This window comes from Pantoea sp. nfd-35, assembly GCF_056892255.1.
In genome coordinates this window covers 2,996,391-3,019,227 of the sequence record NZ_CP122403.1, presented here as the reverse complement: position 1 = coordinate 3,019,227, position 22,837 = coordinate 2,996,391, and the positions used below count along the sequence as shown (strand labels likewise).

Here is a 22,837-nt window from a genome sequence, read left to right as displayed (position 1 = left end):
TAAATCTCTCTCAACCCGATATCCAGGAGTGGGTGATGAATACAATAATAAAACGTACCAAGGTACGTTATTCTATTTTGCTATTTCTGTTTCTTGCCACCGTATTTAATTATGCCGATCGTGCGACGTTATCTGTCGTCGCGCCTTTTATGAGTCAGGAGTTGGGCTTTGATCCTGAAGCGATGGGGCTGGCCTTTTCGGCCTTTGGTATCGCCTATGTCATTATGCAATTACCCGGCGGCTGGTTACTGGACCGCTACGGTGCCCGCATGGTATACGGCTGTGCGCTGATTGGCTGGTCGCTGGTGACCATGCTGCAGGGCACGATTTATCTCTACGCCAGTCCGCTTATCGTTCTGGTGATTTTGCGTTTATTGATGGGGGCCATTGAAGCGCCAGCGTTTCCGGCAAACAGTCGGTTAAGTGTGCAGTGGTTTCCAAACAAAGAGCGGGGATTTGTGACGTCGATTTATCAGTCAGCACAATATATCTCGCTCGGAATTATTACGCCTTTGATGACAATTATTCTTCATAATTTAAGTTGGCACTATGTTTTTTATTATATCGGCGCGATTGGCGTTATTTTAGGGATCGTCTGGCTGTTTAAAGTCAGAGATCCCTTACAGCATCCCAAAGTAAATCAGGAGGAAATCGAGTATATTCGTGACGGCGGTGGAGAACCCGCATTAGGCAGTAAAAAGGCGCAAGAGAAAATTACACTGGCGCAGTTTAAAAGCGTGTGTATTAACCGCATGATGATTGGTGTCTACATTGGCCAGTTTTGTGTCACCTCAATTACCTGGTTCTTCCTGACCTGGTTCCCTACCTATCTCTATCAGGCCAAGGGCATGTCGATTCTGAAAGTGGGATTTATTGCCAGTATACCGGCCATCGCGGGTTTTGTGGGCGGCCTGTTGGGCGGCGTGTTTTCTGATGCGTTACTCAAACGCGGTTACAGCCTGACGGTTGCGCGTAAACTGCCCGTCATCTGTGGGATGCTGCTCTCCTGTGTCATTGTCATCGCCAATTACACGTCCTCGGAAATTGTGGTGGTTGCGGCCATGAGCGTTGCCTTTTTCGCCAAAGGTTTTGGCAACCTGGGCTGGTGCGTGCTGAGCGATACATCGCCGAAAGAGGTGTTGGGCATTGCCGGTGGCGTTTTCAACATGTGCGGCAATATGGCCAGTATCGTTACCCCGCTGGTGATCGGGATCATTCTGGCGAATACGCAATCATTTGATTATGCGATTTTATATGTGGGATCGATGGGGCTGCTCGGCCTGATTTCCTATCTCTTTATTGTCGGGCCTTTGGAACGGATTAAGCTGACGTCCACGAAGCCTGAGTAAGCCTGTTGCGAGCATTTCGCGCCGCTGTTCCGGAACCGCACTCCCCGGAACAGCGTTTTTTACCGCATGACGCGACTCAATAAAATCGGCGTTGCGGGTTATTGCATCGGTAAGTTCAGACCGTGTTTTGTCGCACACTGCTGTGCCTGTTCGTATCCCGCATCGGCATGACGCATCACGCCGGTAGCAGGATCGTTCCATAGCACGCGGCCCAAGCGGGCATCAGCCGCTTCCGTGCCGTCGCACACAATCACCACGCCAGAATGCTGGGAGAAGCCCATGCCCACGCCACCACCATGATGCAGGCTCACCCAGGTCGCGCCGCCCGCAGTATTCAGCAGGGCGTTGAGCAGCGGCCAGTCGGATACCGCATCCGACCCATCTTTCATCGCTTCGGTTTCACGGTTTGGCGAGGCAACAGAGCCGCAGTCGAGGTGATCGCGACCGATCACAATCGGTGCTTTTAGCTCGCCGTTGCGTACCATTTCATTGAACGCGAGTGCCGCGAGATGGCGCTCACCCAATCCCAGCCAGCAGATACGCGCCGGTAAGCCCTGGAAGGCGATGCGTTCCTGCGCCATATCCAGCCAGCGATGCAGCGTTTTATGTTGCGGGAAAAGTTCTTTGAGTTTGGCATCCGTTTTATAGATATCTTCGGGGTCGCCAGACAGGGCAACCCAGCGGAACGGACCTTTACCTTCGCAAAACAGGGGACGGATATAGGCTGGCACAAAACCGGGAAAATCAAAGGCATTGCTGACGCCTTCATCCAGTGCGACCTGGCGAATGTTGTTGCCATAATCGACGGTAGGAATGCCCATATGACAGAAGTCGAGCATCGCCTGAACGTGGACGGCCATAGAGGCACGGGCAGCTTTCTCCACGGCTTTAGGATGTGTCTTGCGTTCCTGCTCCCAGCGTGAGACGTCCCAGTCAATGGGCAGATAGCCGTTAAGGGGATCGTGCGCCGAAGTCTGGTCGGTGACGATGTCCGGCTTAGGTCCACCCGCTTTGGCGCGCTTAACCAGCTCGGGCAGGATTTCCGCCGCGTTGCCCAGCAGGCCGACAGAAATGGCTTTCTTCGCTTTGGTCGCCTCATCAATCAAGGCCAGTGCTTCATCCAGCGAGGTGGCTTTGTAATCGACATAACGCGTGCGTAAACGAAAATCGATACGGGATTCCTGACACTCAATCGCCAGTACGCAGGCGCCCGCCAGCACGCCTGCCAAGGGTTGCGCACCACCCATGCCACCTAAACCGGCGGTCAGGATCCAGCGTCCGCTTAGATCATTGTTATAGTGCTGGCGTCCGGCCTCGACAAACGTCTCGTAGGTGCCCTGAACGATTCCCTGGGCGCCAATGTAAATCCATGAGCCGGCCGTCATCTGGCCATACATCATCAGCCCGGCTTTATCCAGTTCGTGGAAGTGATCCCAGTTAGCCCAGTGAGGAACCAGATTGGAGTTGGCCAGCAGGACGCGGGGGGCATCCGCATGGGTACGAAACACGCCGACGGGTTTGCCCGACTGGATCAGCAGGGTTTCGTCCGGCTGCAGGAGCTGCAGCGATCGTAAAATTTGCTCAAAACATTCCCAGTTGCGCGCGGCTTTACCAATACCGCCGTACACCACCAGATCTTCCGGACGTTCTGCCACGTCGGGATCCAGGTTGTTCTGAATCATGCGGTAAGCTGCTTCAATTAACCAGTTAGCGCAGTGCAGTTCATTTCCACGCGGCGCACGGATCTCGCGTGCTACCGCTTTAGACAGGGTTTCGCTCATGACGGATTCCTTATTTAACTGAATAGGTGCCCATGCTGGGTAGTAATGCGGTGAGTGCCTCTGGCCAGTCGCAGCGGCTTGCCCACTGACGCATCGCCTCAATGTCGGGTGCCAGCAGGCGGTCTTCTTCCAGGAAGGCAACGCGTTCGCGGATGCGGCCAATGGCCTGCTCTATCGGTGCAGAACTTTGCAAGGGACGATGAAACTCAATGCCCTGGGCGGCGGCCATCGCTTCAATGCCCACCACGGCGGCGCTGTTAAAGCACATATCCCCCAGGCGGCGGGCGGCATAGGTGGCCATGGAAACGTGATCTTCCTGGTTAGCCGAGGTCGGTAAGCTGTCTACGCTGCCGGGATGGGCCAGCGATTTATTTTCTGATGCCAGCGCCGCCGCAGTGACCTGGGCAATCATAAAGCCGGAGTTCACGCCGCCGTCGCGAACCAGGAAAGGTGGCAGTCCGGACAGGCCGGTATCCAGTAGCAGGGCCAGTCGACGTTCCGAGATAGCGCCCACTTCAGCCACGGCCAGCGCAATAATGTCGGCTGCAAAGGCGACCGGTTCAGCATGGAAGTTGCCGCCGGAGATCACATCGCCGGTTTCGCTGAAAACCAGCGGATTATCAGAGGCGGCGTTGGCTTCAATTTGCAGGACGCGCGCGGCATGAGAGAGGTTATCCAGGCAGGCGCCCATCACCTGGGGTACGCAGCGGATAGAATAGGGATCCTGTACCCGGCCACAGTGGGTATGTGAACCGAGGATTTCGCTTCCTTCAATCAGGCTGGTAATCGCGGCGGCCACGGCAATCTGCCCGTGCTGACCGCGCGCCTGATGGATACGGGCATCGAAGGGTTTTAACGAACCTTTGATCGCTTCTAACGACAGGGCGCCCGCCAGTAAACCTGCGGCAAACAGGTTTTCGGCTTCAAACAGGCCACGCAGCGCCAGCGCCGTGGAAACCTGGGTGCCGTTAAGCAATGCCAGACCTTCTTTCGGGCCCAGAACAAAGGGCGTCAACCCGACTTTAGCCAGGCCTTCTGTCGCCGCAATAAGTTCCCCTTTGAACCTGACCTGACCTTCACCAAGCAGCATCAGCGACATATGCGCCAGCGGCGCCAGATCGCCCGAGGCACCCACCGATCCTTTTTCCGGAATGCACGGCATGATGCCGGCATTAAACAGGGCCAGCAGGGCATCGATCAGTTCGATGCGTACACCCGAATGGCCCCGCGAAAGGCTGATCACTTTGCTGGCGACGACCAGCCGCGTGACGTTATCAGGCAGTAAATTCCCTAACCCGACGCTGTGGGACAGCACCAGATTACGTTGCAGATCCGCCAGACGGCTGGCGGGGATCTGGGTTTGGGCCAGTTTGCCAAAACCGGTGTTAATGCCGTAAACCACGCTGCCGGAGGCGACGATCGCGTCAACGGTGCGTTGTGCCTCGGCGACGGCCTGGCGGGCGCCATCGTCGAGGCTGAGGGTAACGTTGCCCTGATAAATTGCGCGTAACGTCGCGAGATCAACATTACCTGGCACCAGGTGTAATACCTGAGTCGAACCTGACATAACCTGCTCCTGTCTATACAAGGGTTGGGTTGCCGCAGGGCATCTTTATTGACCCTGATCAACTGAATAACGCGAGTGAACCATAAGTGTCTATTCTTGTCTATACAAGTTGCAATCAGCGTGCCAAACCGATCACAAAATTGATCGGGCGTCAGGACAGGGGGGAGCGAGCAACGACCGGTATTGCTGCACCTTTATCAGGCAGCAGGTGCACGGTTAAAGTGCTGAAACCGCGTCTGAATGTATATACATCCAACCCTGCAGGCAGTAAACTCTGCGCATTATCTGCGAAAGGAAAACGTTATGGCCGAGCATACGGCAATTGCACAACTGGCGGCGGCCATGAGCGATGAACCTGCGCCTATTTATCAACGGGTCAAGCAGGCTATCATCAGCCAGATTCGTGAAGGACACTGGAAAGCAAATCAGCGCGTGCCCTCCGAAAGCGAGCTGGTCAATGAACTAGGCGTGAGCCGGATGACCATCAATCGTGCATTACGCGAGCTGACCAGCGAAGGGTTTCTGGTGCGTATGCAGGGCGTGGGAACATTCGTTGCCGAAATGAAAGGCTATACGGCCATGCTCGAAGTGCATAACATCGCCGATGAAATTGCCCAGCGCGGTCACCAGCACAGCTGCAAAATTCTGATGATGGGTCAGAACAAAGCCGATCCCGAGCAGGCTTCGGTTCTGGGGCTGACCACCGGGCAAACGCTGTTTCATTCGCTGATTGTGCATTATGAAAACGAGTTGCCGGTGCAGCTTGAAGACCGACTGGTGAATCCGCAGCTGGCTCCGGACTATCTGACTCAGGATTACCATACGCTCACGCCTTATACCTATCTGATGCGGGCGGCGCCGTTAACGGCAGGCGAGCACATCGTTGAAGCGGTGATGCCCGATGCGCGTCAGCGTAAACATCTGGCGATCGATGAGCATGAGCCCTGTCTGCTTATCCGCCGCCAGACCTGGAGCGACAATAAAATCGTGACCTATGCGCGATTACTCTATCCGGGCTCGCGCTATAAGCTGCTGGGCCGCTTCAAAGGACACGGGTAAGGCGCACGAACAGCAGTCTTGCCTCCGGACTGGCTGGCGAGAGCAGGGTTGAGTGATCTACCCACCATGTCCCCTGCTGCGCCTCTAACCGCGCGTCATCCGCGATGCGCCATTCTCCGGCCAACACCCACGCTACGCCGTGCTCGCTGCAGACGGCTTGCGTAACGACGTCGGCCTGCGCCCGCCATGCGTCACGCCGCGTCATGACGTTAAAATCCTGACTGGCCTCTTTGCCTTCCAGACTGGCTTCAAGCGCCCATTCACCCGCGAAAGCCCAGGGGAATTCAGGCAGTAAGCGGTGTTCGCCTGCCGGACCGCGCAGCAGCACCGGGCTGCCGTTCAGCAGAGTAATGGTGCGATCTATGCCGTTGAACGTCGAAAACGGGCCGTCCTGAGCAATGGTCGCAATACTGGCTCGCCAGGCGAAATCGTCGGCATCAGGCGGAAAGCTGATAATCTCGCGTGTTTCGCCTCCGCCGTTGCGCCAGCGGCTAGCGGGTAAGTTTTCCAGAGAAAATAATGTTCTCATTGCAGCGCCGCCATTGCCTGGGCGAAGCGCGCCGCGCAGGCGTGTTCTTCGGCATGATGCCCGTCGTTAATGACCCGATTGCCCGCCACATACACGTCGCGAATCTGATCGCGCTGGCCCGCAAACAGCCATCGGTTAAGCAGGGCGTGTTCATTCACGCTGCCCAGCCAGGCCTGATCGCGCAGTACCAGCCAGTCGGCGCGCTGCCCCACGGCCAGTGAACCACTCCTGATCCCACAGGCCTGAGCGCCGCCTGCAGCTGCCTGCTGCCACAGCAGGTCGCCGACGGAAGGCTGGTGAGCCAGGGCGATACGGTTACGACGGCGGTCGCGCAGACGCTGAGCATATTCCAGCCAGCGCAGCTCTTCCTGAACGCTCAATGATACATGGCTGTCAGAGCCGATGCCCCAGCGACCGCCCTGAGCGATATAGTCCACCGCCGGGAAAATGCCGTCGCCAAGATTGGCTTCGGTAGTCGGACACAACCCGGCGACCGCGCCGCTGGTGGCAAGGCGCGTCACCTCGCTGTCATCAAGATGTGTGGCATGGATCAGGCACCAGCGCGCGTCAACGTCAAAGCGGTTCATCAGCCAGCTCACCGGGCGCTCGCCGCTCCAGGCCAGGCTGTCGTTCACCTCTTTTTCCTGCTCGGCAACGTGGATGTGCACCGGTAACGACCGATCGCTGGCGGCTAACACTTCGTGCATTTGCACTTCGCTCACCGCACGCAGTGAGTGAAAGCACAGGCCCACGTTGTGCAATGGCTTGTCTTTCACCCACGCCTGTAGTCGAGCCTGCTGTTGCAGGTAGTTGTCGGTCTGCTGAATAAAGCGTTTCTGCCCGGCCACAGGCGGCTGCGCGCCAAACCCGCTGTAGCTGTAAAGCACCGGGAGCAACGTTTGGCCAATGCCCGCGATATCAGCAGCGGCAATCAGCTGCTGCAGCATGGCATCATCGGCATAGGGCGCGCCGTTAACGTCATGATGCAGATAATGGAATTCTGCAACCTGGCAGTAGCCACCTTTTAACATATCGATGTACAGCAACGCGGCAATATCGCCCACCTGCTGGGGCGTCAGGCGCTGAACCATGCGATACATTAAGTCGCGCCAGGTCCAGAAGCTGTCTTGCGGATCGCCCGCCACTTCGGCCAGACCGGCCATGGCGCGCTGAAAAGCATGAGAGTGCAGATTTGCGATAGCGGGAATGACCTCGCCGGGTAAACGACATGCCTGACGGTCATCACTGTTGGGCGTGATGGCCTCAATGATTCCGGCCGGACTGACGTGGATGCGTACCTGTTTGTACCAGCCGTCAGCCAGCAGTGCGCGGGGCGCAAAAAAAGTTGCCATAGTTGATCCTCAAGGGATGTGGTTGTATATACATATACATACTTTAAAGTGGGCTGTAAACGGCGAGAGTAACGAGAGGCAGGAATGGCAGAAGAACTCCAGGTAGACAGTGTGTGGACCGGTGCTGATGTGGTGACCATGCGCGGTGGCCGCTACGCGATGATTGAGCAGGGGGCGCTGGCGGTGAAGGCAGACAAGCTGGTGTGGGTAGGCGCCGCCGCGGATATGCCTGCCTTTAGCGCACAAAAACATCATCAGTTACCGGGCGGGATTATCACGCCAGGGCTGGTCGATTGTCATACGCATCTGGTTTTTGGTGGGGATCGCAGTCAGGAATTTGAACAGCGTCTCAACGGGGTCAGTTATGCCGACATAGCGGCACAGGGCGGGGGGATCCTCTCTACCGTTCGGGCTACGCGCGCGGCCAGCGAGCAGGCACTGGTTTCATCGGCCCGCTGGCGACTGAATCGTTTACTGGCTGAAGGCGTGACGACTGTCGAGATCAAATCCGGTTACGGGCTGGACGAAGAGAGCGAATTACGTATGCTGCGCGCCATCCGCCAACTGGGTAAAGAGGTGGCTGCGGATGTGCAGGCAACCTGCCTTGCTGCGCACGCTTTTCCGCCGGAATTTAAACAGGATCCCGAGGGCTGGATAGCGATTATCTGCGAACGCCTGCTGCCTCAGGTCAAAGCCGAAGGTCTGGCTGACGCGGTTGATGCTTTCTGTGAACATCTGGCCTTTTCTCCTCAGCAGGTAGCCCGGGTGTTTGAGCGGGCAAAGGCGCTGGGGCTGCCGGTAAAACTTCATGCAGAGCAGTTGTCTGCGCTGGGTGGTGCGGCGCTGGCAGCACGCCATGACGCGCTCTCAGCCGATCACCTGGAATATGCTACCGAGCAGGATGTCCAGGCGATGGCCGGGCACGGCACGGTCGCGGTACTGCTGCCTGGCGCATTTTACCTGTTACGGGAAACGCAGCGCCCACCTGTGGCGCTGTTTCGCCGCTATGGCGTGCCCATGGCGCTGGCGAGTGATGCCAACCCTGGTACCTCTCCGGCCCTGTCACTGCGGTTAATGCTCAATATGGGCTGCACGTTATTTGGCATGACGCCGGAAGAGGCGCTGGCCGGCGTCACCCTGTGGGGCGCGAAGGCGCTAGGGCTGGAAGCCAGCCACGGCTCGCTTGAGGCTGGCAAAGTTGCCAGTTTTGTCCACTGGCCGCTGGCTCGCCCGGCGGAACTGGTTTACTGGCTGGGCGGTCAACTGCCCTGTACGGTCATCTATCGCGGAGAAGCACAATGACACCTTTTCATTTCACCCAGGGCGATATTCCCCTACTGGTCAGTATCCCTCATGCCGGTACGCTGTTGACACCGGAAGTGGAGGAGGGACTCAGCGAGGCCGCCCGCAACTTACCTGACACCGACTGGCACCTGCCACAACTTTATGATTTTCTGCGTGATATGGGAGCGAGCATTATCATCGGTCGCTACTCACGATTTGTTATCGATCTGAATCGCCCGTCGGATAATCAACCGCTCTATACCACGGCCACGACCGGCCTGTTCCCCGAAACCCTGTTTGACGGCACGCCGACTTTTATCAAGGGCAAAACGCCCACGGATGCGCAGCGCCAGGGCTACATTAACGCTATCTGGCAACCTTACCATCAGCAGATTCAGCAGACGCTGGCGCAAATGAAAGCGGAGTTTGGTTACGCCTTACTGTTTGATGCGCACTCTATTGCCAGTGAAATTCCCCGTCTGTTTGAGGGGCGGTTGCCGGATCTCAACATTGGTACCAACGATGGGGCGAGCTGCAGCAGTGCCGTGATTAACGGACTCACCTCGGTGTGCCGCGCGCAGGATCGCTACAGCTGGGTGGTGAACGGCCGTTTCAAAGGCGGTTATATCACTCGTGCTTACGGGCAGCCGCAGCAGCAGATTCAGGCTGTGCAGCTGGAGCTGTCGCAAATTAACTATATGGATGAAACGCCGCCGTTTACCTGGCATGAAGCGCGGGCTGCGCAGTTGAAGAAGGTGTTAAAGCCGCTGCTGCATAGCTTTCTCGAACAGGGAAAAACGGGCTGAGGCGTAACCCAATCACCGCGGCCCGGCTGGCGGTTTTGGCCGGCGCAGAATAACGGACCTGATGGGCTTCGGCCACTTAGCGCCCGTTGGCACAATAGCACACAGCCGGGCGCCACGCTGGGTCCCGGCTGCCTCCTTTTACCGCATACCGCACGACTTTCTCCCACGACTCTCAGCATCTTTTCGCCTGTTCAGGCAAGGCATTTACAGGTGCGCGCCAGGCATGAAGAGGCTGAGCGATGATGTTCGCCAGACCAGTGAGAGGGGCTAAATGCAGGGCGCTTATCCGTGATCCCCGCCAGGCGATAACATAATCGGTTGCCGATCTGTTTCTGTCCGCCGCAGCACTGCGCGCAAGTTTGCGCTGAATGTGTGCAGTGCTGCACCTGAAACGGGCATTGGCCTGGTAAGAGCACTTTCACCGGGCAATGGGGCGGCGGTTGCCGAGCGTCCTGAACTGGCACGACCTTTGCTAGGTTGTATGTACAAGTTAGCTCTGTTCGATATCCCGTTGCTATTTATCGTGTCTGGCTCACAAAACGATCAAGCCGACAATGAATTCGACAATGTTAGCTTGTATATACATGATTCATCATCTTGTAAGTTTTTTGTTAAAACAACACTGACACTCTTAAAACGCATTTTCATCCAGGAGAAGCCGTATGAAGCACCCCGAAGCGTTTCGCCGTTTTTGCCTTACGACCCTGTTTTCCAGCCTGCTGCTCAGCACCGTTGCGGTGCAGGCGAAAGAGTGGAAATCGATCACGATAGCGACGGAAGGCAGCTATGAACCCTGGAACCTGACGCTACCCGGCGGCAAACTCGGGGGATTTGAGCCGGAACTCATGGCCAACCTGTGCAAGCGCATGGGCATGGAATGCAAACTGGTTGTCCAGAACTGGGATGGCATGATTGCCGGGCTGAATGCGGGTAAATACGACGTGATCATGGACGCCATTGTGATCACGCCAGAGCGAAAAAAAGTGGTCAGTTTTACGCTTCCCTATGCCTCTACGCCAGCCACCTTTATTGCCGTAAAAGGGACGCTGCTCCCCCCGGGCAAGGGCGTGACGAAGTTGCATGATGATGAAAAAGAGATTGAAGCCGCGCTGGCACCGATAAAGGCGGCCCTGAAAGGAAAAACCATCGGTATTGCCTCCGGCACGGTATACACGCCTTTTATCGATAAATATTTCAAGGGCGTGGCCGACATACGCGAATACACCACCTCTGCCGATGCCATTCTGGATTTACAGGCTGGACGTATTGATGCGGTGTTTGACGATGTGACCTTTGCCAAATCAATGCTGACGCGCAAAGACAACAGCAACCTGACCTTCAGCGGTCCGCAACTGGGCGGCCCGATCTGGGGCGAAGGTGAAGCCATGGGCGTGCGGATGGCAGACGGCGATCTGAAAGGAAAACTGGACGATGCCATCAAAGCCGCGCTGGCTGACGGCACCGTAAAAGAGCTCAGCGAGAAATGGTTTAAAACTGACGTTACGCCATAAGTGAGGTCGAGCATGATAAGCCTGCTGGGTTTTGGCGCAGATGGCTGGGGGCGGCTGATAGTGAGCGCAACGCTCACTACATTGCTGTTGTCGCTGGTCGCGCTGATGGTAGGAGCCGTCGTAGGCTCAGGCATCGCCGCGGCGAAATTGTCTTCTCACCGTCCCTTACGCTGGTTGGGTGAGGGCTATTCGGTGATTTTTCGCGGCATCCCGGAGCTACTGGTGATCTACCTGTTTTACTTTGGTGGTTCAGGCCTGATCACCCAGATCGGTCAAATATTTGGTGCGCAGGGATTTATCGAGGCGCCGCCTTTTCTGATCGGCGCACTGGCGATCGGGCTGATTTCGGGCTCCTATCAGGCTGAAGTTTATCGTGCTGCCCGGCTGGCGCTGTCCCGGGGCGAAGTGGAAGCGGCGGTGGCAACAGGCATGTCGCGTTGGCGAATTCGTCAGCGCATCCTGCTGCCTCAGGTGGCGCGCTACGCGCTGCCTGGCCTGTCCAATGTCTGGCAGATGAGCCTGAAAGACTCTGCGTTGGTTTCGGTCACCGGCATCGTGGAGCTGATGCGCGCCAGTCAGGTCGCGGCGGGTTCTACGCGGGACTACTTCACCTTTTATCTGATCGGCGGCGGATGCTATCTGTTGTTAACTGTGCTGTCGAATCGGGCTTTTCTGCGCGTGGAAGCTCGTCTGGGCCGCGCCTGGCAGAGCCGAACGGCGGCACAGCATTAAGGAACCGCACCATGATCGATTTTGCCTTTCTTGCTGATACTTTCCTGAAGTTAAGCGCCGCCCTGCCGGTTACGCTCGGCCTGTTTATCAGTTCATTCCTGTGCGGCGGCGTGCTGGCGGTGGGCATTCTGGCGCTGCGCATGAGCCGCTGGCGCATACTGAGCAGTTTTGCCCGTGGCTATATTCTGGTGTTTCGCGGTTCTCCCCTGATGATCCAGCTGTTTTTAATCTATTACGGCCTGGGCCAGTTTGGCGTGATTCGCCACAGTTTTGTCTGGCCGTTTTTACGTGAGCCATTCAGCTGTGCCGTGCTGGCGCTGTCCCTGTGCACCGCTGCCTATACGGCAGAAATCCTGCGTGGTGCGTTGCTGGCGGTGCCCGCCGGGCAGGTGGAAGCCGGTATGGCGTGCGGTATGTCGCGCTGGCTGCTGCTGCGGCGCATTATTGCGCCCGTGATGTTGCGCTATGCCTTGCCGGCCTATTCAACCGAAGCCATTTTGCTGGTGAAGTCCACCGCACTTGCCAGCCTGGTTACCGTGTGGGATGTCACGGGCGTGGCGCAGCAGATTATCCAGCGTACCTACCGCACGATGGAAGTGTTTCTGTGTGCCGCCGCCATTTACCTGATCCTCAATTTCATCATCGTGCAGCTGTATGCCCTGCTTGAGCGTCGACTGACGCCGGTTCATCAGCCCGCAAAGAAGCCGCTAGCGGCCATTAAACCCGTCCCTGGGGGAGATTAAGATGCAGGATTCATCCGCCGTAACGCTGTCCGCCAGCGATATCCATAAATCATTTGGTGCCATGGAAGTGCTGAAAGGCATTTCATTACAGGCCCACAAAGGTGACGTCATTTCGATCCTCGGTGCCAGCGGCTCGGGCAAAAGTACCTTGCTGCGCTGTATTAACCTGCTGGAAACACCCGATTCCGGCGTGGTAAGCGTCGGCGGGGAAACCATTGAGATGAAACGCCATGCCCGCGGGCATCAACTGGCCGCGAATCCCAAACAGGTGGAACGTTTGCGCTCACGCCTGGGGATGGTTTTTCAGAGCTTCAATCTCTGGTCCCATATGACCGTGCTGCAAAACGTCATTGAAGGGCCGCACTATGTTCTGAAACGCGATAAGAAAACCTGTATTGCGCAGGCAGAACAGCTGCTGGACCGGGTCGGACTTTTGAATCGCAAAGGTTTTTATCCGGCCCAGTTGTCGGGTGGTCAACAGCAGCGCGTCGCCATTGCCCGTGCGCTAGCCATGGACCCGGAGGTGATGTTATTTGATGAGCCCACCTCGGCACTTGATCCTGAACTGGTCGGCGAAGTGCTGAAGGTCATGCGCAGTCTGGCAGAAGAGGGGCGCACCATGTTAGTGGTGACGCATGAAATGGGGTTTGCCCGCCACGTATCAAACCGGGTGATATTTATGCATCAAGGCACCATTGACTGTCAGGGAACGCCGGATGACATGTTCGGTGAGGGCGGCTCGGCGCGCTTCAGGCAGTTTATCTCCAGCCACCATGCAGCGGAGTCTGTGTAATGAGTCGCGTTGTTGTCTGGGGAGACGCGCCGGTAGCCTGGCAGGAGGTGGTTGAGGTCGCCCGCCACGATGCCGAGCTGGTGCTGAGCGAGAGTGCCTGGCAGCGCATTGCCCGGGGGCGAGAAATCGTAACGAATATCGTTGCGAGTGGTCAGATCGCCTATGGCATCAACACGGGGCTGGGGGCGCTGTGCAATATTATGCTGGCGGAAGAAGAGCTGAGTCAGCTGTCGCGTAACACCTTGTTAAGTCATGCCTGTGGCGTGGGGCCGCTACTGGCAAAACATGAGGTGCGCGCTATCTTATGCGCCGCGATAGCGAACTACAGTCACGGGAAATCCGGCGTGTCGGTCGAACTGGTTCGGCGCCTGTTGGTGCTGCTTAACCAGCACATTACGCCTCAGGTGCCTTCGCAGGGATCGGTAGGGTATTTGACGCACATGGCGCATATCAGCCTGACGCTGATTGGCGTGGGCGAGGCGGAACTTGATGGGCAGATTGTGCCTGCCAGTGAGGCGCTGGCGCGTACCGGACTCACGCCCTATCGACCCGGTGCAAAAGAGGGGCTTAGCCTGGTAAACGGTACGCCGTGCATGACCGGACTGGCCTGCCTGGCGCTGGATGATGCCCGCCGTTTGCTGGACTGGGCGGACGTTACCGGAGCCATGAGTTTTGAAGCCTTGCGTGGGCAGTTGGTTGCCTTTGACGAAGAGGTGTTGTCCCTTAAAGCCAGCCCGGGTATCCAGCGCAGCGGCGAGCGGTTACGGCGTTTACTGGGCGACAGCCCGCTATTGAAGATAAGCAGCGGCATCCGGACCCAGGATGCATTGAGCCTGCGATCCATGCCGCAGGTGCACGGTGCCTGCCGCGATCAGTTTGCACATGCCGAGCGTCAGATTGAAACCGAACTCAACGCCTGTACCGATAATCCACTGGTAATGGGCACACCGCAGGCCTGGCGCGTGGTCTCACAAGCGCATCCACACGGTGAATCGGTCGCGATGGCCTGCGACCTGCTGGCCATCGCCCTGGCGGAACTGGGGAGCATTGCCGAACGGCGCCTGGATCGTCTGGTCAACCCGTTGGTCAGCGGCTTACCGCCTTTCCTGGTCGGCCAGCCCGGCGTCAACTCCGGCATGATGATTGCGCAATACGTGGCGGCTTCGCTCTGTGCTGAGAATCGCCAGTTGGCTCAGCCGGCGGTGCTGGATAACTACATCACCTCCGGGCTACAGGAAGACCACCTCAGCCTGGGAACCGGTGCGGCATTAAAATTGCTGAAAACCGTGAGTAACGTCTATCACATTCTCGCCATTGAATACCTGCTGGCGGCCCAGGCGCTGGAGTTCCACGGTGAGGCGCAACTGGCAAGTGGAACCCTTCGCGCCTGGCGACGTCTGCGTCAGATTGTACCCTGCTGGCAAGAGGATCGCTGGCTGGCACCGGAGATTGCCCGCGCGGTGCAGGTCCTTCGAACCCAGATGCCGGAGGTGCTCTGAGATTTATCCCCGCCGCGCATCCGGACGCACCAGGTCAAACCGCTGCGCCTCAGTGATCCCGTAATAGGCACTGGGGCCGCCCGCGCGCAGAATCGGTTCGGCTTTTGCCGTCTGATAAATCCCGTTTTCCAGTAGCCTTTCGTCAATGTGGATAGCGACGGCTTCGCCTAACACCAGCCAGCTGTCGATGGCTTTTCCCTGCGCATCCTGCAACTGAATCAGCTGCGTGAGTTTACATTCAAAATTCACCGGGCTTTCCTGCACCAGACTGGCGTTAACCTGAGAGGCGGCCAGGGGCGTTAAACCGGCAAGGGCAAACTCGTCCTGATCGGCGGGCGCAGAAATCGAACTTTCATTCATGGCCTCAGCCAGCGGACGGGTCGCCAGATTCCAGACAAATTCTTTGGTTTCAGCAATATTCTGCACACTGTCTTTCCAGCCGCTACTGGCAAAACCAATGATCGGCGGCAGGTAATTGAAACAGTTGAAAAAGCTGTAAGGGGCAAGATTACGTATGCCTTTGGCGCTGGTGGAGCTTATCCAGCCGATGGGGCGCGGGCCGATAATCGCATTGAGTGGATCGTGCGGCAGACCGTGTCCGGCGCGTGGCTGGTATGAATAACGTTTGTTCATGGTTGTCTCCCTGTAAAAGCTGATTCAAGCGTAGTGGGTAAATGGCTGTTGGCGGGGCAAATCTGTAAAAAAGGTCTCGATCAGGTACCGGATTATTCCTGAATAATAACAGCCGTTACTTTCTGTGCTAACGGATGAATTTTTATTTATATCAGTTAGTTAAGTGTTATTTTCCGATTTTACTGCTGAAAACAGATGGTGCAAAAGTAAACGAAAAGTAAACGATTGCATTTTATACATTTTGTGCTAACAAAGTTTCGTATTTGTTTAACGAATTAGGTGCACTATACAACCTCATCAATTGTTCTCGTGGTCGATATGAAAAAAATTCTTGTTACAGGATCTTCTGGATTCGTTGGTGGTGCAGTTGTGGCAGAATTGCTGATGCGCCAGGATGTTGAGTTGCTGCTGCTTGTCAGAGCCAGCGATGCTAACCAGGGACTGGAGAGGGTTAAAGAAAATTTAACCAAGTTTTCATGTTCGGCACAGGCGATTCAACGCCTGACCGCAGATCATATTCTGGTCGGCGATCTCCTTGCACCCGAACTTTTTCTGGGTGATGCGCGTATCGATCAGGTCAGCCACGTTATCAACTGCGCAGCGATTGCGTCATTTGGTGAAAATAACGATATCTGGCGCGTCAACGTCGAAGGCACCTTTAAGCTGGCTGCCAGAATGGCTGGGCTGCCTGAATTCGTAAAATTTGTTCACGTGGGCACGGCAATGTCTTCCGCGCCGGATCAGGGTGAAGTCGTCAAAGAGGACCTGGTGCTGTCGTCACGTGAAGATCACATTGTCGATTACACCTATTCAAAATCTTATATCGAAAACAAGATCAAGCAGGAGTTACCGCACCTGCCGCTGGTCATTGCCCGTCCGTCCATCGTTGTTGGCCATTCTCAGGAAGGTTGTACGCCGTCAGGCAGTATTTTCTGGGTATTTAAAATGGTGATGAAGCTGGAGAAATTCCTCTGCTCGCTTGATGACCGTGTCGATGTTATCCCGGTGGACTACTGTGCAAAATCCCTGGTATTTCTGATGGATCACGGCTGCACCAAAGAGATGGTCTACCATATTTCTGCCGGTGAGCGCAGCAGCAACACCTTCTCTGAGATCGATTCGGCCTTTGCCACCGCAGAAAAAAGTGCACCGCTGGCACCTAACTATCTGCAAGTTGATTTCAGCGAAATCGTTAAAGAGCGTAAGAACTTTAAAAAGATTTACGGGCCTTGCAACGAACGCCTGATGCTGCGCGCGATGCGTCTGTACGGCGAGTTTGCCCGTCTGAATGTCGTGTTCTCTAATGATAAGTTGCTGCGTCTGGGAATGAGTTCGCCCCCGGGCTTTACCAGCTATATCGATCGTTGTGTAGAAACGACGAAAGGGATGCCCATCCAGGATTTAATGCGCGTCGATTTTAAATAATCCCGCATTCGTGCGTCGCGCCGCCAGCATGATGACTGGCGGCGCGCATTTTGCTCTCTGCTCATGCTTTTCCCTTCGTCTGCCTTTTATTCGCTTTGCAAAACACCCTAAACTGCGGTTCGCCTGCATAACGTCACCTGGCCTGCCCGCCATAAAGTCTGCTTTCAGCCGAGAATGCTGTTTATTTTCTGCCAGTCACAGCGTATTGTACGCGCGCCTGAAAACATGAGAGAAAGTATGAAAAAGTCTGCCAGCCCGTCGCTTTTCCACGCCCGAAACCGCCATCAGGGTGAATATGATTTTGCTGCCCTCACGGCGGCGCATCCACCGCTGGCAGCAAAGGTCCGGCCCAATGGTTATGGCGTCATGTCGGTTGATTTTGCCGATCCCGAGGCCGTGATGCTGCTTAACCAGGCGCTGCTTAAACTCTTCTACGGACTCGACTGGCAGCTGGCGCCGGGATCGCTGTGTCCGCCCGTGCCGGGGCGCGCCGACTACCTGCATTATCTGGCGGATCTCCTGGCGCTGGATAATCAGGGCAGGGTTCCCTCGGCCGACGTGCTGGATATTGGCTGCGGGGCAAACTGCATCTACCCCCTGATTGGGGCCGCAGAATACGGCTGGCGTTTCACCGGAACCGAAATCGACGATGCTGCCCTGAAAGCCGCAGGTAAAATTGTCGCCGCCAACGCCGGTATGGCGCGTCTGATCCGCTTACGTCGGCAAAAAAATCCTCAGGCGGTGCTGAACGGCGTTGTGAATAAAGGTGCGTTTTTCCATGCGGTCATCTGCAATCCGCCATTTCATGCGTCGGCTGCAGAGGCGGCGGCGGGTTCACAGCGTAAATCACGGAATCTGGGCTTACAGCAGTCGGCGCCGCTCAACTTTGGCGGTCAACATAATGAGCTCTGGTGCGAAGGCGGTGAAAAAGCGTTTGTGGGGAAAATGATTGCGGAAAGCGCTGGCCTGGCAAGTCAGGTGGTGTGGTTTACCTCACTGGTATCGCGAAAAGAGCATTTGCCTGCGCTGGAAAAACAGTTACAGGCACTGGATACCGCGGTGGTCCGGGTCGTCAATATGGCGCAGGGGCAGAAGCAGAGCCGTTTTCTGGCGTGGAGCTTTATGTCCGCCGCCCAACGCGCACAGCGTCTGTCACGATGAGACAGCAGCCCGTTATGGGCTGCTGTGTTAATCACTCAGGAGACGTGCTGTAAAAATTCGCGCAGACGTTCACTTGGCGGATGGCTGATCAGCGTGTCAGGATCGCCGTCTTCGGCAATGCGACCTTTATCAATAAAGATCAGCCTCGATGCCACTTTCTGTGCAAAGCCGACTTCATGGGTGACGATGACCATCGTCATGCCTTCTTCAGCCAGATCCTGCATCACCTTCAAGACTTCATGACGGAGTTCCGGGTCCAGCGCAGAGGTCGGCTCATCGAAAAGCATCATCTTGGGCTTAACCGCCAGCGCGCGGGCAATTGCGACGCGCTGCTGCTGGCCGCCGGACAGCTCAGAGGGAAAGTGACCGGCGCGTTCGGCCAGGCCCACTTTAGCCAGCAGGCTTTGCGCCAGTTGACGAGCCTCTTCTTTGCTGGCACCCCGCACCCGAATCGGACCAAAAGCCACGTTATCCAGGGCGCTCATCTGCGGGAAAAGGTGAAACTGCTGGAACACCATGCCCGCTTCCTGACGAATCAGGCGATCGTCTACTTTCGGATCGTTAACTTTCAATCCATCGACAATCAGCTCACCGCTGGTGATCTCTTCCAGCTTGTTAATACAGCGCAGCAGTGTGGATTTACCGGAGCCGGATGGGCCAATAATTACCACCACTTCTCCCTGCTTAATTTTCAGGTCGATATTGTGTAGCACCTGGGTTTTGCCAAAATGCTTTGAGACGTCTTTAAATTCAATCACAGGATTTTCACCCTTTTCTCAATGCGGCGCAGCACAAAGCTCAACACCAACGTAATCACAAGATAGATAATCGCTACCGCACTCCAGATTTCCAGCGCGCGAAAGTTACCGGCAATAATTTCCTGGCCCTGACGCGTCAGTTCGGCCACGCCAATCACGATAAACAGAGAGGTATCTTTGATACTGACGATCCACTGGTTACCAAGCGGAGGGAGCATACGGCGCAGCGCTAACGGCATAATCACATAGCGCAGGGTTTCACGGCTCGACAGGCCCAGCGCCAGGCCGGCTTCGCGAAAACCTTTATTAATTGACAGCACGGCGCCGCGCGTGATTTCCGCAATATAAGCGCCCGAGTTGATCATGATGGTCACCACGGCAGCGGTGAAAGGATCGATACGTAAATCCGGGAAAGCCATTGGCAGGGCGAAATAGATAAACATGACCTGCACAACGATAGGCGTGCCACGAATGATTTCAATAAAAACCAGGGCAATATGATTGCTTATCCAGCCGCCGTAAGCGCGCGCAAAACCCGCGACCAGCCCGATGATCAAACCGCCCACCAGGCCGATAATGGAAATAATTAAGGTCATTTTTGCGCCTTCGAGCAGCGCGGGCATGGCTGGCCAAATGACGCTCCAGTCAAACTCCATGGTGAAACTCCAGTTGTTGCGATGGAAAAAAGCAGGGAAATCTTCCCTGCTGAAAAAAGTAAAACCGTTTCAGTTATTATTTAGGATCGGTGCCGAACCATTTTTTGTAGAGCTGGTTATACGTACCGTTCTCTTTAAGCGTTTTCAGGGCGCCATTCACTTTTTCACGCAGGTCGTCACTGCCTTTCGGGAAGGCAATACCGTACTGTTGTGCTTCAATGGAATCACCTACTGCCTTAAAGCGGCCTTTGCCCGCAGTATTAATAAAGTAGAGGATGTTTGGCGTATCGTGCAGCACGGCGTCAGCACGGTTGGTGCCCAGTTCCATATAGGCGTTGTCGATGTTAGGGAACTGACGCAGATCTTTGGTTTTAATGTGGCTCTTGGCGTAATCCACCGAGCCGGTTCCGCTCTTCACCGCGACCACTTTGCCGTTCAGGTCATTGATGCTTTTGATGTCGTTTTCGTTATTACGCACCATCACCAGCAGACCACTTTTGTAATAGCCATCAGAAAATTCGATCGCTTTTTTACGTTCATCCGTAATGGTGATACCGGCTAAGGCCAGGTCAACGTTGCGCGTTTGCAGTGCAGGGATGATGCCACTGAAATCCATTGGCTTCAGGGTGTAATCCAGTTTTAATTCTTTGGCGATGGCGTCCCACAAATCCACATCAAACCCAACGTACTTATCACCCTGTTTAAATTCAAACGGGACAAAGGCGGTATCAGTGGCGACAATCAGTTTCTTTTCGGCTGCGGTAGCGGAGAGAGAGAAGGCCAGCGCCAGGGCGGCCACAGAGACGTTAAACAGCGATTTCATTATTTTTCCTTTTTACGACCGGGCTCAAAGCCAGGTTTGCGAGCTATCGTTTGCGGGCTATCATATGAAAAAATTATGCCAACTTTGCAAAAACCGCAGAATTCACCGCCTGAGACACAATCGCTGACACGATTCTGCACAGGTCAAACGGTGTGCACTGTTTTGGTGCTCTGTGTTGGTGCGGTGTGCTGCGGTGGTGCAGAGGTAGTGTGCATCAGACGGGAAAAACAGGAAGGGCAGGAAGTAAGAACTGTTAACAAAGTCATAAAATTATAATTACACAGACGTAAAAAAGGCGGGTTTCCCCGCCTGTTGACACCTCAGTGTCTGACATTATTCGATGTTGGATTCGATAAACCACAGGAATTTATCAAGGTCACGCGAGGCGGCAGTGAAAATATCTGCAGTATCTTCGTCTTTAACTTCCGAAATCGCTTTGCGTGTATCGTTAGCGACAATGCCGTAACGATCGGCAAGCGCTTTCAGATGATCTTGTACGCTGTGAATATTTAACGGATAGCTTTTCAGCGGCGTTTTGTCGTTCACAACTTGGGTAGTACCCAGTGCCACACCGCCCAACTGCACAACACGTTCTGCGATAGTATCCTGGTGATCGGTAATCGCGGTGCGGAAGCCATCCAGCATCTCATGCACGCCGATGAAGTTTGCACCACGCATGTTCCAGTGGGCTTGCTTGGTGATCAACGACAGATCAATGAACTCCACTACCAGGCGGTTGAGCACCTCAATGGTGGCTCTCTTTTCGTCATCTGCCACATCATTACGGGTGTAAAGTAGATCAGAAGATTTTGTTTTAACCAGTTTAGCGGTACTCATTGTTTCAGTCCTCTCATTCAATGGTTGTCCTAATCAAGTACGAAACTAAGTATAGCAGCGATTCCGGGGTTTGCAGGATTGGCCTTATCAATGGCTGAAATAGCATCTGCCTTAGCTCTAACGACGTAAACACCGAAAGAGTTAATAATATGTTAAATTTAACAGCGCTTTAAAGGTAATAAAAATCAGTTGGTTAGGTGGGAGTTCTGGAAAGAGGTTTTGTGTGTTTCAAAATATTAATTTTCAATGACATTTCTAATGAAATAATTATCAAGATGATTTTTATTGTTATTTAGCCTGTTTTTCAACAGGCTAAAGCGGATTATTTTTTTGCGTTGTCGGTCAATTCAACTTCATTTAACTGACTCTTTCTTGGACGCATCGTCAGGGTGGCGCCTGCGGAAGCCAGAATGATGGCCAGCAACGCCAGACATTGCTTACCCGAAAGGCTTTCATGCAGATACATCATCCCCGACAGAGCTGCCACTGCAGGCTCAAGGCTCATCAATGTGCCAAAGATGCGCGCCGGCAAGCGCGTTAACGCCACCATTTCCAGCGAGTAGGGCAGTGCTGTAGAAAGAAACGCCACCAGAATCGCGACGGGAACCACGCTCCACTGCCAGATGCCACTGGCGGCAAACGTCAGACCCACGGGAACAAAAACCAGCGAGGCAATAAGCGATCCGATGGCCACGGTCGCAGCACCATGTTCTGCCCCTGCGCGCTGGCCCGATAAGATATATATCGCCCAACATGCGCCGGCACCCAGCGCGAACAGCGCGCCGACCGGATCCACCGAGGCAATGCCGGTGCTAAACGGTAGCAGGAACCACAGCCCTGCCACGGCAAGCAGGACCCAGACAAAGTCCAGCGCGCGGCGCGAACCGAGCAGCGCCAGCGTCAGTGGACCGACAAACTCCAGGCCCACCGCAATGCCTAAGGGCACGGTACGGATGGAGAGGTAGAACAAGAAGTTCATCGCGCCCAGTGACAAACCATAAATCAGCAGTGGAGTACGTTGTTCCCGGCTAAAACGCAGTCGCCAGGGTTTGAAAATAATGCACAGGATCAGGGTGCCAAATCCCAGACGCAGCGCAGTAATGCCGGTTGCGCCCACGGTGGGAAACAGGGTTTTCGCCAGCGAGGCACCGCCCTGAAGTGACAACATTGAGACAAGCAGAACAATAACGGGAATAAAAACGGGTGTAATGGACTTTAATGAGGTGGCTGACATCCTGTAGGCACTTCCCAAACATGAGCTAAAGATGACCAGTGTAATGGAAGTGGCGGTCAAAAAGAGGACGTAAACCGATTTTAATTTTGTCTGTTTGCCTGGATTTTAGGCACATTTGCGGCTGCAAAAGTAAATTAATGTCAGGATTTTTTAGGAATTAACTTAAAGCATGAAAATTTATTAAGCAGGTTTGTTGCAATCATATGACGTATTTTATAAGAAAAAAGAATGACATACGAAACTTCATTAACTTCCTGTTACACCAAACTATGTGTTAGACAACAAAATGCGGGCAGAGTTTCTCG

At 55.0% G+C, this 22,837-nt stretch carries 21 protein-coding genes; 11 read left to right on the top strand and 10 right to left on the bottom strand.

The annotated features are described in order from the left end of the window. The first annotated feature begins 35 nt into the window (after nt 1-35). On the top strand, nt 36-1,349 hold the full coding sequence (locus tag P9J57_RS14050) for an MFS transporter (RefSeq protein ID WP_483279264.1): 1,314 nt from the start codon (nt 36-38) through the stop codon (nt 1,347-1,349). Nucleotides 1,350-1,447: 98 nt separating this feature from the next. Here the strand turns inward: P9J57_RS14050 and hutU are convergent, their stop codons facing one another. Beyond that, a complete protein-coding gene (gene hutU / locus P9J57_RS14045; protein WP_014593258.1) occupies nt 1,448-3,130 on the bottom strand; it encodes a urocanate hydratase in 1,683 nt (560 codons plus the stop codon). A gap of 10 nt (nt 3,131-3,140) precedes the next feature. After that, nucleotides 3,141-4,697, bottom strand: coding sequence for a histidine ammonia-lyase (gene hutH / locus P9J57_RS14040; protein ID WP_014593259.1), 1,557 nt, complete (start codon nt 4,695-4,697; stop codon nt 3,141-3,143). Nucleotides 4,698-5,000: 303 nt separating this feature from the next. Between hutH and hutC the strand changes: the two genes are divergently transcribed. Beyond that, nucleotides 5,001-5,756: a histidine utilization repressor gene (hutC, locus tag P9J57_RS14035; RefSeq protein WP_014606249.1), complete on the top strand. Its 756-nt coding sequence runs from the start codon at nt 5,001-5,003 to the stop codon at nt 5,754-5,756. Here the strand turns inward: hutC and P9J57_RS14030 are convergent. Further along, nucleotides 5,740-6,285, bottom strand: coding sequence for a HutD/Ves family protein (locus P9J57_RS14030; RefSeq protein ID WP_104933277.1), 546 nt, complete (start codon nt 6,283-6,285; stop codon nt 5,740-5,742). The genes hutC and P9J57_RS14030 overlap by 17 nt on opposite strands. Continuing rightward, the gene (locus tag P9J57_RS14025; RefSeq protein WP_483279263.1) at nt 6,282-7,637 is read right to left on the bottom strand and encodes a formimidoylglutamate deiminase; all 1,356 of its coding nucleotides are present in this window, start codon (nt 7,635-7,637) and stop codon (nt 6,282-6,284) included. Before P9J57_RS14025 ends, P9J57_RS14030 begins: the two co-directional genes overlap by 4 nt. Before the next feature lie 84 nt (nt 7,638-7,721). Between P9J57_RS14025 and hutI the strand changes: the two genes are divergently transcribed. The 7 genes from hutI to P9J57_RS13990 all read left to right on the top strand — a co-directional run bounded on the left by hutI (nt 7,722) and on the right by P9J57_RS13990 (nt 15,005). Further along, nucleotides 7,722-8,939, top strand: a complete 1,218-nt coding sequence (gene hutI / locus P9J57_RS14020; protein WP_282844079.1) for an imidazolonepropionase — start codon at nt 7,722-7,724, stop codon at nt 8,937-8,939. Continuing rightward, nucleotides 8,936-9,727 carry an N-formylglutamate deformylase gene (gene hutG, locus P9J57_RS14015; protein ID WP_200286595.1) on the top strand — a complete coding sequence of 264 codons (792 nt, stop codon included), beginning with the start codon at nt 8,936-8,938 and terminating at the stop codon, nt 9,725-9,727. Before hutI ends, hutG begins: the two co-directional genes overlap by 4 nt. Nucleotides 9,728-10,389: 662 nt before the next feature. Beyond that, complete coding sequence (locus tag P9J57_RS14010; protein ID WP_029569833.1) at nt 10,390-11,238, top strand: transporter substrate-binding domain-containing protein; 849 nt, start codon at nt 10,390-10,392, stop codon at nt 11,236-11,238. A 12-nt stretch (nt 11,239-11,250) separates the two neighbouring features. Next, on the top strand, nt 11,251-11,970 hold the full coding sequence (locus P9J57_RS14005; protein WP_014606245.1) for an ABC transporter permease: 720 nt from the start codon (nt 11,251-11,253) through the stop codon (nt 11,968-11,970). 11 nt (nt 11,971-11,981) lie between these two features. After that, complete coding sequence (locus tag P9J57_RS14000; RefSeq protein ID WP_013025162.1) at nt 11,982-12,713, top strand: ABC transporter permease; 732 nt, start codon at nt 11,982-11,984, stop codon at nt 12,711-12,713. 1 nt (nt 12,714) lies between these two features. Next, nucleotides 12,715-13,506 carry an ABC transporter ATP-binding protein gene (locus P9J57_RS13995; protein WP_013025163.1) on the top strand — a complete coding sequence of 264 codons (792 nt, stop codon included), beginning with the start codon at nt 12,715-12,717 and terminating at the stop codon, nt 13,504-13,506. Then, nucleotides 13,506-15,005 (top strand): HAL/PAL/TAL family ammonia-lyase, encoded by a 1,500-nt coding sequence (locus tag P9J57_RS13990; protein WP_072137906.1) that lies wholly within the window; start codon nt 13,506-13,508, stop codon nt 15,003-15,005. The genes P9J57_RS13995 and P9J57_RS13990 overlap by 1 nt, the downstream gene beginning before the upstream one ends. Before the next feature lie 3 nt (nt 15,006-15,008). Here the strand turns inward: P9J57_RS13990 and P9J57_RS13985 are convergent, their stop codons facing one another. Continuing rightward, nucleotides 15,009-15,638: a flavin reductase family protein gene (locus P9J57_RS13985; RefSeq protein WP_014593268.1), complete on the bottom strand. Its 630-nt coding sequence runs from the start codon at nt 15,636-15,638 to the stop codon at nt 15,009-15,011. Between the two features lie 318 nt (nt 15,639-15,956). On the opposite strand from P9J57_RS13985, the gene P9J57_RS13980 reads away from it, so the two are divergent. Further along, nucleotides 15,957-17,063 carry an SDR family oxidoreductase gene (locus tag P9J57_RS13980; RefSeq protein WP_014593269.1) on the top strand — a complete coding sequence of 369 codons (1,107 nt, stop codon included), beginning with the start codon at nt 15,957-15,959 and terminating at the stop codon, nt 17,061-17,063. A gap of 237 nt (nt 17,064-17,300) precedes the next feature. Continuing rightward, complete coding sequence (gene rlmF, locus P9J57_RS13975) at nt 17,301-18,224, top strand: 23S rRNA (adenine(1618)-N(6))-methyltransferase RlmF (RefSeq protein ID WP_014606243.1); 924 nt, start codon at nt 17,301-17,303, stop codon at nt 18,222-18,224. Between the two features lie 35 nt (nt 18,225-18,259). Here rlmF and glnQ read toward each other — a convergent pair whose 3' ends face one another. The 5 genes from glnQ to rhtA all read right to left on the bottom strand — a co-directional run bounded on the left by glnQ (nt 18,260) and on the right by rhtA (nt 22,532). After that, complete coding sequence (gene glnQ / locus P9J57_RS13970; protein WP_014606242.1) at nt 18,260-18,982, bottom strand: glutamine ABC transporter ATP-binding protein GlnQ; 723 nt, start codon at nt 18,980-18,982, stop codon at nt 18,260-18,262. Then, nucleotides 18,979-19,638, bottom strand: a complete 660-nt coding sequence (glnP, locus tag P9J57_RS13965) for a glutamine ABC transporter permease GlnP (protein WP_014593272.1) — start codon at nt 19,636-19,638, stop codon at nt 18,979-18,981. Before glnP ends, glnQ begins: the two co-directional genes overlap by 4 nt. Before the next feature lie 76 nt (nt 19,639-19,714). After that, nucleotides 19,715-20,461: a glutamine ABC transporter substrate-binding protein GlnH gene (gene glnH / locus P9J57_RS13960; RefSeq protein WP_014593273.1), complete on the bottom strand. Its 747-nt coding sequence runs from the start codon at nt 20,459-20,461 to the stop codon at nt 19,715-19,717. 333 nt (nt 20,462-20,794) lie between these two features. Further along, the gene (gene dps, locus P9J57_RS13955; protein WP_014593274.1) at nt 20,795-21,298 is read right to left on the bottom strand and encodes a DNA starvation/stationary phase protection protein Dps; all 504 of its coding nucleotides are present in this window, start codon (nt 21,296-21,298) and stop codon (nt 20,795-20,797) included. A gap of 322 nt (nt 21,299-21,620) precedes the next feature. Continuing rightward, nucleotides 21,621-22,532 carry a threonine/homoserine exporter RhtA gene (gene rhtA / locus P9J57_RS13950; RefSeq protein WP_014606240.1) on the bottom strand — a complete coding sequence of 304 codons (912 nt, stop codon included), beginning with the start codon at nt 22,530-22,532 and terminating at the stop codon, nt 21,621-21,623. Between the last annotated feature and the right edge of the window lie 305 nt (nt 22,533-22,837).